The organism is Pseudomonas sp. LBUM1668 (assembly GCF_059695715.1).
Map to the genome: position 1 here is coordinate 4,368,988 of NZ_CP166787.1, position 14,204 is coordinate 4,383,191.

The window sequence follows — 14,204 nt, forward strand, 5'->3', positions numbered from 1 at the left end:
TAAAGTGGACTCTGGGGATTCAGCCCAGGTGATGCCTCAGGAGGATTTCATGCGCACGATCGTTTTCAGCAGCCAGACCTACGACCGCGAGAGTTTCCTCGGCGCCGATTGCCCCGCGGGTATCGAACTGCATTTTCAACCGGCCCGGCTCAGTCTCGACACGGCGGCACTGGCCGACCAGCACGAAGTGGTCTGCGCCTTTATCAATGACGACCTCAGCGCTGCAGTGCTGGAACGTCTGGCGGCGGGCGGTACCCGGCTGATTGCCTTGCGTTCGGCCGGTTACAACCATGTCGATCTGCTCGCGGCGCAACGTCTGGGGCTGGCCGTCGTGCGGGTTCCGGCCTACTCGCCGCATGCCGTGGCCGAGCATGCCGTAGCGCTGATCCTCGCCCTCAACCGCCGCCTGCACCGCGCCTACAACCGTACCCGCGAAGGCGATTTCAGCCTGCATGGCCTGACCGGGTTTGATCTGGTCGGCAAGACTGTCGGCATCGTCGGCACCGGGCAGATCGGCGCCACCTTCGCGAAAATCATGCACGGTTTCGGCTGTGAGTTGCTGGCGTACGATCCGTATCCAAATCCCGATGTTCTGGCACTCGGCGCACGTTATCTGAGCCTGCCGGACTTGCTCGCGCAGTCGCGCATCATCAGCCTGCACTGCCCGCTGAACGAACAGAGCAAACACCTGATCAATCGCGATTCACTGGCGCATATGCAATCAGGCGCCATGCTGATCAACACCGGTCGCGGCGGACTGGTCGACACTCCCGCGCTTATTGACGCCCTCAAGGACGGTCAACTCGGTTATCTGGGGCTGGATGTGTATGAAGAAGAAGCGCAGCTGTTTTTCGAGGATCGTTCCGACCTGCCGTTGCAGGACGATGTGCTGGCGCGCCTGCTGACCTTTCCTAACGTGATTGTCACCGCGCACCAGGCTTTCCTGACGCAGGAGGCATTGGGCGCAATTGCCGCGACCACCCTGCACAACATCGCGACCTGGGCGGCGGGCTCGCCACAGAACCAGGTCGAAGGTTGATCGCTCAGGCGATTATTTCAGCGTGGACGCCAGAATCAGCAGGGCCAGCCAGCCGAAACCAAACAGCCGTTGTTTCGCCGAATGGCCGTTGCGCAGCAGGAACCAGACGAAAATCCACGGAATCAGAAACACCATGATCTTCAGCCAGCCTTCCACCGGGCGGCTGCCGTCCTCATTGATCTGCGCAGCTTGCGCGGCCTGCTGTCGACGCCGACGCCCCGCCGCGGCCGGCATGATTTTCGGCAATCCCTCGGACGCTTGCGGTAACACCGCAGCCTCAGGAACCGCGCTGTTACGCGGCAGACTGCCGAAAGAAATCGCCGAAGCCTGAACCCGAGCGGCTGCGGTCTGCGTTTGTGCGTGAGCCTGGTGCTCCGCCATCGGAGCCCCGCAATGAATGCACGCTTTGACTTCGGAACTGATGCTCCGCTTGCATTCATAACATTCGATCAGCGCCATGTTCCGTTCCTTCAGAGTCGAGGGCGGCAGTTTGCCATGTGTGCAGGTCGATTTGAACCTGATCGAAGGTCGCACGCGCGCATCATTCTGCAACGTAGCCCGTGCTAGCATGTCGCGCATATTTGGAGGACCCATGGTCGAACACGATTTCCGCTACAACCTGATGAACCCGCAACACACCCTCACCGAATGCCGCGCCCTCGTACCGGGCCGCTATCAGGTTACCGGCAACGGTGGCTCGATCCGCATCGGTGACGCGCTGTTGGTCACCCTCAAAGGCAGCAAGGATTTGTCCATGCGTCTGACTGTCGAAACCGTCCGCCACCTGATCAACCCGCCGGGCCAATGGACCGCGATGACCACAGGCCCGGTGTTCGGCGAACTGGCGATCCACACCTGGCAGGTCAATTGCGACAGCTGCGCCAAAGAGCTGAGCTTCGAGTTTGCAGTGGACGCCAAGCTGGGCAAAACGGCAGAAAAACCGGCCGCCACCGCACGCATCGCCGAGTTGGGCTGGAAGGCTGTTGGCGACAAGCACCTGTGCCCGAAATGCCAGGAGCCCGCGTGATGAAACGCTTTGCCCTGACCGCTCTGGTCGGTGTTGGCCTCGCGGGCTGCGCCGCCGAGCCTGTGCAACTGCAACAGAACCGCAGTTACATTCTGGAATGGATCGGCGAGCGGCCATTGATGGATTACAGCCATCTGACCGTGACCCTTGGCGATGATGGTCGCGCCTACGGTAACGGCGGCTGCAACCATTGGTTCGCGCCGTACACCCTGGATGGCGACAAGCTGACCTTCGGCAAGATCGGCAAGACCCGCAAACTGTGTGCACCGGCGCTGATGGAACAGGAACAACGCTTCCTGGAGGCGCTGGAGCATGTCGAGCGCTGGGACATTTCGCCCATCGAGCAGATGCGTTTCTGGCCGGCGCAAGGCAAACCGTTGCGCTGGTGGCTGGAAGAGGGTTGATCTGCTGTGGTGAGGGGATTTATCCCCGATGGGCTGCGTAGCAGCCCTGAAACCTCGGAGTACGGTTGTCTGAAACTACGCGGGGGCCGCTTCACGCCCCATCGGGGATAAATCCCCTCGCCACAGAGGCTCATTTGCCACATATGCTTGGCATGCCTACTTCGCCGCCTGCAACGCATCAAGCTTGGCCATCACCCCCGCCGCCGTCTGCTCACCCATCAGCTGTTCCCGCACCTTGCCCTTGTTGTCGATGATGTACGTCACCGGCAGCGCTTCGCTGCGTGGCAGCTCGAACAACTCCGCCGGATCCTGCGCCAGCACGGTGAACTTGATGCCGAGTTTTTCGCTCGCACTCTTCAGCTCTTCACCCTGCACGTTGTCGAAGTTGACCCCGAACACACCGACATTCCTGCTCTTGAGCTCATCAGCCAAGTGATTGAGTTCCGGGATCTCGGTTCGACACGGGCCACACCATTCGGCCCAGTAGTTGATGATCACCCATTGCTTGTCGAGGCGCTCGGATGCGACCTTCTGACCGTTCTGGTCAATCCCGTAATCGTTGCCGCAGCCCCCCAGCATCAACGCCCCGATTATCGTCAATGCCGCTGCCAATCGCCGTGTCATGTCATGTTCCTTGTGAAAATCTGAATACGCCTGCAACCCATCACCTCTGAAGGTTCTGGATTGCGCGCTGCACAGTTAGAATAGCCGCCACTCTACGCCAGAAGCGACCCGACATGACCGATCTGACGCTTTATCACAATCCGCGCTGCTCGAAATCTCGCGCGGCACTGGAGCTTCTTGAAGCCCGCGGCCTGACGCCAAACGTCGTGCGCTACCTCGAAACCCCGCTGGACGCTGCGCAAATCAAGGCCCTGCTCGGCAAGCTGGGCATCAGCGCGCGGCAATTGCTGCGTACCGGGGAAGATGAATACAAAATGCTTCAGCTCGCTGACGACAGCCTCAGCGAAGATCAACTGATCTCTGCGATTGCCGAGCATCCAAAACTGATGGAACGACCGATTCTCGAAGTCGGCAACAAAGCCGTCATCGGTCGTCCACCGGAGAATATTCTGGAGTTGCTGCCGTGAGCGCGCCGTACATTCTGGTGTTGTATTACAGCCGCAGCGGTTCGACCAACGAGATGGCGCGGCAGATTGCCCGCGGTGTCGAGCAGGCCGGCCTCGAAGCGCGTCTGCGTACCGTGCCGGCGATCTCCACCGAGTGCGAAGCCGTAGCGCCAGACATCCCGGACGAAGGCGCGCTCTACGCCACCCTCGACGACCTGAAAAACTGCGCCGGTCTGGCCCTGGGCAGCCCGACGCGTTTTGGCAACATGGCCGCGCCGCTCAAGTACTTCCTCGATGGCACCAGCAACCTGTGGCTGACCGGAGCGCTGGTTGGCAAACCGGCCGGCGTGTTCACCTCCACCGCCAGCCTGCACGGCGGTCAGGAAACCACCCTGTTGTCGATGATGCTGCCGCTGCTGCACCACGGCATGCTCATCACCGGCCTGCCCTACAGCGAATCGGCGCTCCTGGAAACCCAGGGCGGCGGCACGCCTTATGGTGCCAGCCATCACGCCGGGGCGGATGGTAAAAGTGGGCTGGATCAGCACGAAGTGGCGCTGTGTCGCGCGCTCGGTCTGCGCTTGGCCAAGACCGCGCAGAAACTGGAGGGTTGACGTGGCCAGGAAGCCGAAAGTCCTGCCGTCTGTCGAGTGGCTGGAGCCGCGCGTGAAGGCGATGCGAGTAATCAGCCTGCTGAGCTTTTTCGCCCTCGGCGGATTGCTGGCTGCCTATTACCTGATATTCGCCGACCTGCACGGCGCGCGGCCGTGGGTGATTCTGCTGGTCGAACTGATCCCGTGGCTGATCCTCGCCCCGGCGATGATCATGGGCAGCGCCCGCGGGCATTCGTGGATGTGTTTTGTGGTGAATCTGTATTTCATCAAAGGCGCACTGGCCGCGTATGACCCGAACCGGCAGTTGTTCGGGGTGCTGGAGATGGCGGCAAGCCTGGCGGTGTTCTGCTCGGCGCTGTTGTATGTGCGCTGGCGGTATCAGTTGAATCGCAAACTGGCTGGCGAAGGGGAAATCTCCGTCGCCTGAGTGGACGCCATCGCTGGCAAGCCAGCTCCCACAGGATCTGTATCGAAACACAATTGTGTGATCGCTACAAAAACCTGTGGGAGCTGGCTTGCCAGCGATTGGGACGACTCGGTCTTAATGATTGACGGTGTAAGCGAGCATCATCGAAATCTGGCTCATCGCCCGCCCGCCACTCTGTTCATGCCACTGATTGAACGCGTCCTGCACAATCGCCAGATCACGCAGACTGGTCGGCACTTTGTCGACGATCTTCTGCGCATTCAGCGCCGCCACCACGTCATAGCTCGGCACAAACGTGTCCTTGCCGACCATGCGCAAAAACCGTGGCGCCGACAGCCCACCCAGTTGATGTCCACGCTTTTTCAGGTACGTCCACAGACCGACAATGTCGGTCACCGGCCAGTCGGCAATCAACGCGCCAAAGCTGCCGCGTTCTTTTTCCTCATCGAGAATGAACTGCGCATTGCGCGGCACGCTCTTGAGCTTGCCCAAATGACGGATAATCCGCGCGTCCTGCATCAACCGTTCAAGGTGTTCGGCGCTCATCAGCACGACTTTTTCCGGGTCGAACTTGAAGAACACCTCTTCAAACGCCGGCCACTTGGCGTCTACCAGACTGTGCTTGAGGCCGGCGCGGAACACGCGCAGGGCCATGGTCGAGAGGTAGCGGTCGTCGCTGATCTTGCGCAATTGCGCCGGGGTCTTGGGAACGGGCAGATGGGCTTCCAGTTCAGCCGCCGAACCGAAACGGTTCAGACAGTATTCGTGCAGCCACTTGTAATCGCGCATGCCCTCTCCTGATGAATTCAACGAAAAACAATTGCAGGAGTGAGCCTGCTCGCGATAGCGGAGTATCAGTCAGCACTCATGTCGACAGACACACCGCTATCGCGAGCAGGCTCACTCCTACAGTTTTTGATTAGAGGTTTACGACATTGACGAAGCGCGAAGCCGCCGTCTCGTCGATCTTGAGACTGGTGAAGTCGAACAGGTTGCGGTCGGCCAGTTGTGACGGAATCACATTCTGCAGACTGCGGAAAATCGATTCGGTGCGGCCCGGCGTCTTGCGATCCCATTCCTGAAGCATGTCCTTGACCACCTGGCGCTGCAGGTTTTCCTGCGAGCCGCAAAGGTTGCACGGGATGATCGGGAATTGCTTGAGGTCCGAGTAGGCCTGGATGTCTTTCTCGCTGCAGTAGGCCAGCGGACGGATGACCACATTACGGCCGTCGTCGGCGCGCAGCTTGGGCGGCATCGCCTTGAGGCTGCCGTTGAAGAACATGTTGAGGAAGAACGTCTCGACGATGTCGTCACGGTGGTGACCGAGGGCCATTTTGGTCGCGCCGATTTCGTCAGCGAAGGTGTACAGCGTGCCGCGACGCAGACGCGAGCACAGCGAGCAGGTGGTCTTGCCTTCCGGGATCAGCTCTTTGACCACCGAATAAGTGTCTTTTTCGACGATGTGATACTCGACGCCCAACTCTTTGAGGTAGGCCGGCAGCACGTGTTCGGGGAACCCCGGCTGCTTCTGGTCCATGTTCACGGCGACGATCTCGAACTTGATCGGCGCAACCTTCTGAAAGTGCATCAGCACGTCGAGCATGGTGTAGCTGTCCTTGCCCCCGGACAGGCAGACCATGACCTTGTCGCCGTCTTCAATCATGTTGAAATCGGCGACAGCTTCGCCCGCCAGACGGCGCAGGCGCTTTTGCAGCTTGTTCTGGTTGACCGTAAGAGTGCCCATGACGCGAAATCCGTGAGGTGTGACGAAAGGCCGGCATTTTACGCAAAAAACACCGTGAGGGCGAAGGGCCGGTCTGTCCTTCTTGCTCAGTAGATGTGGGGGGAATAAATTCCTGTGGCGAGGGGATTTATCCCCGTTCGGCTGCAAAGCAGTCGCCAAGGCATTCACCACGGTGCGTCATGCAAACCTGATGTTCAGGTTTTGGGGCCGCTGCGCAGCCCAACGGGGATAAATCCCCTCGCCACAGGAACTCCCTCCCTCATAGAAGGCGTGTCCGTAATGGCGCAAGACCTCAAGGCGATTAAGCCCGGTGTTTACAGCGCAATTTGCTCTAAGCCCCTAGTGCCTGTGCGGTTAAGACCTTTCTATACTGCGACGTAAGGTCGCACACATCTGAAGACCTGAATTTGCTCGGCCACCTTGGCCCGTACGCGCTCCGTTGGGGGGCGATGGCAATAACAAGAGGAGTGAATGGCATGATCCATCACGTAGTGGGACTTTTTACCCACCCCGATCAGGAATGGAAGGAAATCCGTGGCGACCAAGAGGAAAGCATCAGCCACATGTACCTGACGCACACGCTGATTCTGGCGGCGATCCCCGCTGTCTCGGCGTTTATCGGCACCACACAGGTTGGCTGGGTCATTGGTAATCGCGCGCCGGTCATGCTCACGGTCGAAAGTGCGGCGTGGATGACGGTCATGTCATACCTGGCGATGCTTGGCGGAGTCGCGGTCATGGGTGCCTTCGTGCACTGGATGGCCCGCACCTATGACGCCAACCCGAGCCTGGCCCGTTGCGTGGCGTTTGCCACCTACACCGCGACGCCGCTGTTTGTCGGCGGGCTGGCGGCGCTGTATCCGCATATGTGGCTGGGGATGATCGTCGGCACGGCGGCCATTTGCTACACGGTATATCTGTTGTATGTGGGGCTACCGACGTTCATGAATATTCCGTCGGACGAAGGCTTCCTGTTTTCCAGCTCGGTACTGGCGGTGGGTCTGGTGGTGCTGGTAGCCATCATGGCGTTCACCGTGATTGTCTGGGGACTGGGCGTGGGGCCCGTCTATACCAACTGACGCAATGACTTCCCGAGAAAAACAAGATCTGCCAACACAGGCCGCCGCAAGGCGGCCTTCTCGTGTGGAGGATGACCATTCGGCGGTTCGGCGATTCGCAAGTCTTGAGGGTTGCGGCATACTTGACGCCTCTGGAGATCCATCAAGCATGCCCGAGCAACTCAATACCCGCGTCGAAGACTGTTACCAACTCGCTGAATCCTTTTTCAAACGTCATTTCCAACGCCCCGTGGTGAGTCTCAAGCTGCGCGGACAAAAAGCCGGTGTCGCGCATCTGCACGAGAACCTGCTGCGCTTCAACCCGCAGCTCTACCGGGAAAACGCAGAACACTTCCTCAAGCAAACCGTGGCCCACGAAGTGGCGCACCTGATCGCCCATCAACTGTTCGGTGACCGCATCCAGCCCCACGGCGAGGAGTGGCAATTGATCATGCGCGGCGTTTACGAGCTGCCGCCGGATCGCTGCCACACTTATGCAATCAAACGCCGCAGCGTGACCCGCTATATCTACAAATGCCCGTGTGCGGAAAGTGATTTTCCATTTTCGGCGCAGCGCCATAGCCTGGTGCGGCAGGGGCGACGGTATCTGTGCCGGCGATGCCGGAACACGTTGGTGTTCAGTGGTGAGATGCGGGTGGAATAGTCAGTGTTGTGTTGCCCTGACTGGCCCCATCGCTGGCAAGCCAGCTCCCACAGTGTTCGAGGTGTCCACAGATTCTGTGTACGACACCGAAACCTGTGGGAGCTGGCTTGCCAGCGATGAAGCCAGAACAGGCACTAAAGAATGACTTTGGCCCGGCGCAGCTCTTCAATTTTCGAAGGACTCAACCCCAACTCTCCCAACACCTCATCCGTATGCTGCCCCAACCCCGCCCCGACATGCCGTGGCGCCGGCAACCCTTGGGAAAACTTCAGCGGACAGGCCATCTGCGCCTGCGTCGAACCATCCCCGCGTGGCACTTGCGTCACCAACTCCCGCGCCTGTAATTGCGGATGTTTCACGGCTTCGCCGAGATTCAACACCGGCTCGACACACGCATCGATCCCGGCAAACAACTCGCACAGCTCGGCAAAGTCATGCTTTTCAAACTCGACCTTCAATGCCTCCTTCAGTGCCCGCTGATGCTCCGGCTTGGGCGACAAGCCCTGCGCCGCCAACTCCGGCCGCCCCAGTGCCGCGCACAATGGCTGCATGAATGCCGGTTCCAGACTGCCCACCGACATCCAGCGACCATCCCGTGAACGGTAATAATCATAAAAACTGCCGCCATTGAGCATCTGGTCTTCCCAGCCCGGCTCCGCGCCGCAGGCGAGAAAACCGGCACCGGCCATGGCATTCAGGCTGAATGCACAATCGGTCATGCTCACGTCCAGATGCGTGCCCTGCCCGGTTTGTTGACGGGCGATCACTGCAGCGAGCAGACCAATCACCCCGTGCAACGAACCACCGGCGATGTCAGCGACTTGCATGCCCAGCGGCAACGGCCCGCTGTCGGCGCGGCCGGTGTAACTGGCAAGCCCGGCCAGCGCCAGGTAGTTGATGTCATGCCCGGCGCGGTCCTTGTAGGGGCCGGTCTGCCCATAACCGGTGATCGATACGTAAATCAGCTTCGGGTTGATCGCCTTCAGGGCCTCATACCCCAGACCCAGACGCTCCATAACGCCGGGGCGAAACTGCTCGAGGACGATGTCGTAATCGGCCAGCAACTGCTTGACCAGCTCCAGCGCTTCGGGCTGTTTCAGGTCCAGCGCGAGGCTGCGCTTGTTGCGGTTCAGATAAGCGTGACTGGCCGACAGCCCCTGATCATGCGGCGGCAGGACCCGCAGCAAGTCCATGCGCGTCGGCGATTCGATGCGCAACACCTCAGCGCCCATGTCCGCCAGCAACAGCGAGGCAAACGGCCCCGGCAGCAGAGTGGAGAAATCGAGAATCTTCAATGAGGCCAGCGGTGCGGACATGGGCGAACTCCTTGGACGATGCCTTCAGCCTAGGCAGGCATTACCAATGCGGCAATCACCGCAAGTGTCACCAGCCGTGACCGTTACGCTCAAATCGCAGGCAATAAAAAAACCCTGTGACGATGGGATTTATCCCCGATGGACTGCGAAGCAGTCCCCTTCAGAGTGACAAGAAGGGGGCCGCTGCGCGAACCATCGGGGATAAATCCCCCACCACAAGGGCTCTCACAATCCCGCATCAACAGATGCGGGATCTTTTCTTACTTGACGTTAATCGGGGTTGGGCCTTCAGCCACACCCAGGTCGAATTCAGGACGGGTATCAGCGATACCGCGACCGCCCGAAGCCAGTTCGGTTTGCAGCACGTCGGTGTCCAGCTCTTTCACCCACTTGGCGACAACGATAGTCGCAACAGCGTTACCAACCAGGTTGGTCAGGGCGCGAGCTTCGGACATGAAGCGGTCGATACCCAGGATCAGCGCCAGACCGGCCACCGGCAGGTGACCTACCGCCGACAGCGTAGCCGCCAGCACGATGAAGCCCGAACCGGTTACGCCAGCCGCACCTTTGGATGACAACAGCAGCACCAGCAGCAGCGTGATCTGGTGGGTGATGTCCATGTGGGTGTCGGTCGCCTGAGCGATGAACACCGCGGCCATGGTCAGGTAGATCGAAGTACCGTCGAGGTTGAACGAGTAACCGGTCGGGATCACCAGACCGACTACCGACTTCTTCGCACCCAGACGTTCCATTTTGATCAGCATGCGCGGCAGTGCCGATTCAGAGGACGAAGTGCCCAGTACGATCAGCAGCTCTTCGCGGATGTAGCGAATCAGTTTCAAAACACTGAAACCGTGCGCGCGGCAGATCCCACCCAACACCACCAACACAAACAGCACGCAGGTGATATAGAAGCAGATCATCAACTGGCCCAGTTGCACCAGCGAGCCGACACCGTAAGCACCGATGGTGAAAGCCATGGCACCGAACGCACCGAGCGGCGCCAGTTTCATGATCATGTTGATGATGTTGAACATCACGTGGGCGAAGCGATCAATCATGTCCAGCAGCGGACGACCATACGAACCCAGGCGATGCAGGGCGTAGCCGAAGATCACCGAGAACATCAGCACTTGCAGGATGTCGCCAGTGGCAAACGCGCCGACGATGGTGTTCGGGATCACGTTGAGCAGGAAGCCGACGATGCTCTGGTCTTTACTGGCCGTCACATAGGTGGCGATTTTCGAGGCATCCAGAGTGGTCACGTCGATGTGCATGCCGGCGCCCGGCTGCACGACGTTGACGACGATCAGGCCGATCAGCAAAGCGATGGTGGATACGACTTCAAAATACAGCAGCGCGTAGCCGCCGGTCTTGCCCACCGATTTCATGTTCTGCATGCCGGCGATGCCGCTGACAACGGTACAGAAGATGATCGGGGCGATGACCATTTTGATCAGTTTGATGAACCCGTCACCCAGCGGCTTGAGGGCCACACCGGTCTGCGGATAGAAGTGACCAAGCAGAATGCCGATAGCGATGGCAACGATCACCTGGAAATACAGGGATTTGTAAATTGGCTGACGAGTCGTCATTGCAAGTTTCCTCAAGCGTCCCGCGTGGCAACATCCATCTGTCGTCAGCGAAACCTGAATTGCGAACCCTCCTGCACTGGAGGGATTTGTTGTTGGAACGGCGCTTTGCGGCAAGCAGAACGCACGCTTCTGTCACTTGTATCGCAATCGTCGTGCCACATTGGTGCATATGGCTGTGAGCCTTTTGATATCAGGGGTTACAGGTTTTTATCGTCACCATTCAGTTACTCAGGTGTGGCGGATATCCGCCAACTCGCCAGCTCTCGTCCTACAATTTGGCGGAAATCCGCCTTGTTGCACGTGCCACCCTCCGGCTACCATCCGGCGCCTGAGGAAGGATCTGCCGCTTATGCGCGAACGCACCATTGCCAGTCATTTCGCCCGTGCCGCCCTCGGTGGCGCACGCCGTCTGGGGTTCGATTACTCGGGCCTGCTGTTGCAACTGGGCATCGGCCCCGAACTGCTCGAAGAGCCCCGCGCGCGCATCGCCCCGGAACAGTTCACCCGCTTGATCCAGAGCCTGTGGCTGGCACTGGACGACGAATACCTGGGTTTCGGCAAGGCAGCGAGCAAACCCGGCAGCTTCGCCATGATGTGCCACGCCTCGATCCACTGCCGCAATCTGGAAAAGGCTCTGCAACGCGGCCTGCTGTTTTACAGCCTGTTCCCCGACGCCCCGCGCCTGAGCCTCAGCCGCGAAGACGAATGGGTGCGACTGAGCCTCGACGATGCGCAATGGTGGGACCCGGATCACTTCCTCAGCGAAAGCCTGCTGGTGATCTGGCATCGTCTCGGCAGTTGGCTGATCGGCCAGCGAATCCGCCTGGAGCAAGTGACCTTCAGCTATCCCAAACCTGCCCACGGCGCCGAGTACGACCTGCTGTTTCCCTGCCCTTTGGCGTTTTCAGCAGACCAGACCAGCCTGGTATTCCACAGCCGCTACCTGCACATGCCGTTGCTGCAGGACGAACGCACCCTCAAACACTTCCTCGAACGCTCCCCCGCTGATTTGCTGTCACGCCCCGACGACGGCGACAGCCTGAGCAGCCGCCTGCGCCGTTTGCTCAGCCGCGACAGCGCACGCTGGCCTGACCTGGACGCTGTGGCCGCGCACCTGCACATCAGCCCGCAAACCCTGCGCCGGCATTTGCGCGAGGAAGGCACCAGTTTTCAGGAGCTGAAAGATCAACTGCGGCGGGATATCGCCATCTACCATTTGGGCCGCGCGGATCTGTCGTTGCAACAGATCGCTGAACAGCTGGGTTTTTCCGAACCGTCGGCGTTTCATCGGGCGTTCAAGAAGTGGACGGGGTTAACGCCCGGGGCTTATCGGGCGCAGGAGCATTGAAAACGCTGACGGATTTGGGAGAGGTAATGACAGGCCTCGATGCATAGCCTGAAAGCATGTCTGAAGATGTCGGTTTAACGCCTTCGTTGAACGTTTATTCAGGCGATAAAAATCGGGGCAGGCACGTAAATCCGGACGCTGCGCTCCCTCGCCTCAAGCTTGGATAACTCGAACTTTTCCATTCGCCATCCTTTGAAACAGACGGGGCACTTTGCCTCCATGACGCTTCATCGCTTCACACCGGTAAGGTTCTCGCTTCAAAAAAACCTCCTCCGCGACATTTGCACAGACCAGGAAGCCTGCTGTGCACGGAGCCTTATCAAGGAACGATCATGCTTCAAATCCCCGATATTTCATTCATCCCCGCGCTTGCGCTGACACTCCTGTTAACCGGATGCCTGACAAACCCCGTACAGCCCTCGATAGATCCGACGCCGTTCGAGACGCCGGAATATCAGGCCCAGAAAGGCTTGGCGATTGTCCATGCTTCAGCCCTTTATGCCCGCGGCGGCACCGGTCAGGGCGTGGCCGTCGCACTGATCGACTCGGGATTGAACAGCAACTTGCCGGAGTTTCAGGGACGGCTGCGTGACCCGGGGTTTGATCATGTCGAAAACCGCGCCGGCACCTTTGACCGAATCGGTCACGGCACCCAGATGGCTGGCATTCTCGCCGCCAACAAGGACGACCAGGGCATGCACGGCGTCGCGTTCAACGCACAGCTAATCCCGTTTCGATTCGGCGACGACAACGAGCCGTTTTTCTTCGACAGCGAGATTGCCCAATCCTGGCAGGCCGGTTTCGACAAAGGCGCACGGATCCTCAATAACTCATGGGCGAATGCCATCCCGGCGACCGAGATCAATGAAGCACGCTACAAGCAGGTCATGCCGGAGTCGCTGGCAACCGCCCGAAAACTGGTTCAGGACGGCGCGGTATTCGTCTTCCCGACCGGTAACGAGTTGAAACGAGAACCCTTGGCCGAACCTGGCTTGCCACTCGCCCTGCCAGAACTTGAAAAAGGCTGGATCGCCGTGGTTGCACTGAAAAACGATGGCAGCGCCATCAATGCCAAATCCAACTACTGCGGCGTGGCAGCGGCCTGGTGCATCGCAGTCCCGGGCGGCGACTCAGGTACTGACCAAGGTCTGTTGACCACCAACAAGGATGGCAAATACGTCCAGACTGCCGGCACATCTCCCGCGGCAGCACTGGTCAGTGGCGCCATGGCAGCGCTGCAAAGTCGCTATCCCGAACTCACGCCACAACAAGTCCGCGCACACCTGCTGGCCACAGCCAACCGGACAGGCATCTACGCCAACAGCGAAGCCTACGGACAAGGACTGCTGGATCTGGAAGCCGCCTCCCGCCAAGCGCCGGACTCCAGCATTGATTGATGCAGTTTTGAGGGACTGACGGAGGAGTTAGGGGGAAGTACGCACCCGCGGTATACCGAACCGTGCTCGCATCCAGAAAAGCACCGCAAAGATCAGAATCAAAAGATCGCAGCCTCCGGCAGCTCCTACAGTTGAACCGAGTTCACGCAAGAAACCGCCGACTGTCAGCCAGCTCCCACAGCTATATTGGCGCCCCAAGCAAGTGGCCCAGCCACCCCACTCAACACAATGAACGTTAGCTCGAGTGCAGCTGTTGATCTTAAAGGCCCGTCGGCAGGCTGAGCGGAGGGGTTCATCCGGGGAAGACATCGAAAGGAGGTGCAGCGAAGCAAACCGGAATCGATGCCCCGGATGGATCCCGGAGCGAAGGAACCCCGAGCCCCAGCGAGTGGGCCGAACGTCAGGGCACAGACCTTTTGGTTACTTTTGGGGCGTTTGCCAAAAGTGACCCGCCGTAAGGGCGGAACCCTAAGCTGCCATCACCGCAGCAACGGATATACA

The 14,204-nt window shown here is 59.4% G+C and carries 16 protein-coding genes; 10 read left to right on the forward strand and 6 right to left on the reverse strand.

Annotated features, from left to right (window positions below):
- Nucleotides 1–49: 49 nt before the first annotated feature.
- The gene (locus ACA061_RS19690) at nucleotides 50–1,039 is read left to right on the forward strand and encodes a 2-hydroxyacid dehydrogenase (RefSeq protein ID WP_497299884.1); all 990 of its coding nucleotides are present in this window, start codon (nucleotides 50–52) and stop codon (nucleotides 1,037–1,039) included.
- Between the two features lie 12 nt (nucleotides 1,040–1,051).
- On the opposite strand, the gene ACA061_RS19695 is transcribed toward ACA061_RS19690, so the two are convergent.
- Nucleotides 1,052–1,498 (reverse strand): hypothetical protein, encoded by a 447-nt coding sequence (locus ACA061_RS19695; RefSeq protein ID WP_210554060.1) that lies wholly within the window; start codon nucleotides 1,496–1,498, stop codon nucleotides 1,052–1,054.
- 133 nt (nucleotides 1,499–1,631) lie between these two features.
- On the opposite strand from ACA061_RS19695, the gene ACA061_RS19700 reads away from it, so the two are divergent.
- Nucleotides 1,632–2,066 (forward strand): hypothetical protein, encoded by a 435-nt coding sequence (locus ACA061_RS19700; protein WP_008079168.1) that lies wholly within the window; start codon nucleotides 1,632–1,634, stop codon nucleotides 2,064–2,066.
- Entirely contained in the window at nucleotides 2,066–2,470 is a 405-nt protein-coding gene (locus ACA061_RS19705; protein WP_150598205.1) for an META domain-containing protein, read from the forward strand. Before ACA061_RS19700 ends, ACA061_RS19705 begins: the two co-directional genes overlap by 1 nt.
- Before the next feature lie 156 nt (nucleotides 2,471–2,626).
- Here ACA061_RS19705 and ACA061_RS19710 read toward each other — a convergent pair whose 3' ends face one another.
- Nucleotides 2,627–3,094: a TlpA disulfide reductase family protein gene (locus ACA061_RS19710; protein ID WP_210700348.1), complete on the reverse strand. Its 468-nt coding sequence runs from the start codon at nucleotides 3,092–3,094 to the stop codon at nucleotides 2,627–2,629.
- Between the two features lie 113 nt (nucleotides 3,095–3,207).
- On the opposite strand from ACA061_RS19710, the gene arsC reads away from it, so the two are divergent.
- Genes arsC through ACA061_RS19725 form a run of 3 tightly spaced genes read left to right on the forward strand, consistent with a single transcriptional unit; the run spans nucleotide 3,208 to nucleotide 4,581 of the window.
- The gene (gene arsC / locus ACA061_RS19715; protein WP_210554063.1) at nucleotides 3,208–3,561 is read left to right on the forward strand and encodes an arsenate reductase (glutaredoxin); all 354 of its coding nucleotides are present in this window, start codon (nucleotides 3,208–3,210) and stop codon (nucleotides 3,559–3,561) included.
- The gene (wrbA, locus tag ACA061_RS19720; protein ID WP_103306881.1) at nucleotides 3,558–4,154 is read left to right on the forward strand and encodes an NAD(P)H:quinone oxidoreductase; all 597 of its coding nucleotides are present in this window, start codon (nucleotides 3,558–3,560) and stop codon (nucleotides 4,152–4,154) included. Before arsC ends, wrbA begins: the two co-directional genes overlap by 4 nt.
- Before the next feature lies 1 nt (nucleotide 4,155).
- The gene (locus ACA061_RS19725) at nucleotides 4,156–4,581 is read left to right on the forward strand and encodes a DUF2069 domain-containing protein (protein WP_210554064.1); all 426 of its coding nucleotides are present in this window, start codon (nucleotides 4,156–4,158) and stop codon (nucleotides 4,579–4,581) included.
- A gap of 114 nt (nucleotides 4,582–4,695) precedes the next feature.
- Here ACA061_RS19725 and ACA061_RS19730 read toward each other — a convergent pair whose 3' ends face one another.
- Both ACA061_RS19730 and ttcA read right to left on the reverse strand, forming a co-directional pair.
- The gene (locus ACA061_RS19730; protein ID WP_150604247.1) at nucleotides 4,696–5,370 is read right to left on the reverse strand and encodes a DNA-3-methyladenine glycosylase I; all 675 of its coding nucleotides are present in this window, start codon (nucleotides 5,368–5,370) and stop codon (nucleotides 4,696–4,698) included.
- A 130-nt stretch (nucleotides 5,371–5,500) separates the two neighbouring features.
- Nucleotides 5,501–6,325, reverse strand: a complete 825-nt coding sequence (gene ttcA, locus ACA061_RS19735; RefSeq protein WP_150616060.1) for a tRNA 2-thiocytidine(32) synthetase TtcA — start codon at nucleotides 6,323–6,325, stop codon at nucleotides 5,501–5,503.
- 476 nt (nucleotides 6,326–6,801) lie between these two features.
- Between ttcA and ACA061_RS19740 the strand changes: the two genes are divergently transcribed.
- Together ACA061_RS19740 and ACA061_RS19745 are read left to right on the forward strand one after the other, a co-directional pair.
- Nucleotides 6,802–7,404, forward strand: a complete 603-nt coding sequence (locus tag ACA061_RS19740; RefSeq protein WP_042560502.1) for a Yip1 family protein — start codon at nucleotides 6,802–6,804, stop codon at nucleotides 7,402–7,404.
- Nucleotides 7,405–7,552: 148 nt separating this feature from the next.
- Entirely contained in the window at nucleotides 7,553–8,047 is a 495-nt protein-coding gene (locus ACA061_RS19745; RefSeq protein WP_047302662.1) for a SprT family zinc-dependent metalloprotease, read from the forward strand.
- 134 nt (nucleotides 8,048–8,181) lie between these two features.
- Here the strand turns inward: ACA061_RS19745 and ACA061_RS19750 are convergent, their stop codons facing one another.
- Both ACA061_RS19750 and ACA061_RS19755 read right to left on the reverse strand, forming a co-directional pair.
- Complete coding sequence (locus ACA061_RS19750; RefSeq protein WP_497299885.1) at nucleotides 8,182–9,363, reverse strand: CaiB/BaiF CoA transferase family protein; 1,182 nt, start codon at nucleotides 9,361–9,363, stop codon at nucleotides 8,182–8,184.
- Nucleotides 9,364–9,623: 260 nt separating this feature from the next.
- Nucleotides 9,624–10,958: a dicarboxylate/amino acid:cation symporter gene (locus tag ACA061_RS19755; protein ID WP_497299886.1), complete on the reverse strand. Its 1,335-nt coding sequence runs from the start codon at nucleotides 10,956–10,958 to the stop codon at nucleotides 9,624–9,626.
- Between the two features lie 349 nt (nucleotides 10,959–11,307).
- On the opposite strand from ACA061_RS19755, the gene ACA061_RS19760 reads away from it, so the two are divergent.
- Nucleotides 11,308–12,306 (forward strand): AraC family transcriptional regulator, encoded by a 999-nt coding sequence (locus tag ACA061_RS19760; protein ID WP_497299887.1) that lies wholly within the window; start codon nucleotides 11,308–11,310, stop codon nucleotides 12,304–12,306.
- A gap of 332 nt (nucleotides 12,307–12,638) precedes the next feature.
- Nucleotides 12,639–13,703 carry a S8 family peptidase gene (locus ACA061_RS19765; protein ID WP_497299888.1) on the forward strand — a complete coding sequence of 355 codons (1,065 nt, stop codon included), beginning with the start codon at nucleotides 12,639–12,641 and terminating at the stop codon, nucleotides 13,701–13,703.
- The last annotated feature ends 501 nt before the right edge of the window (nucleotides 13,704–14,204 follow it).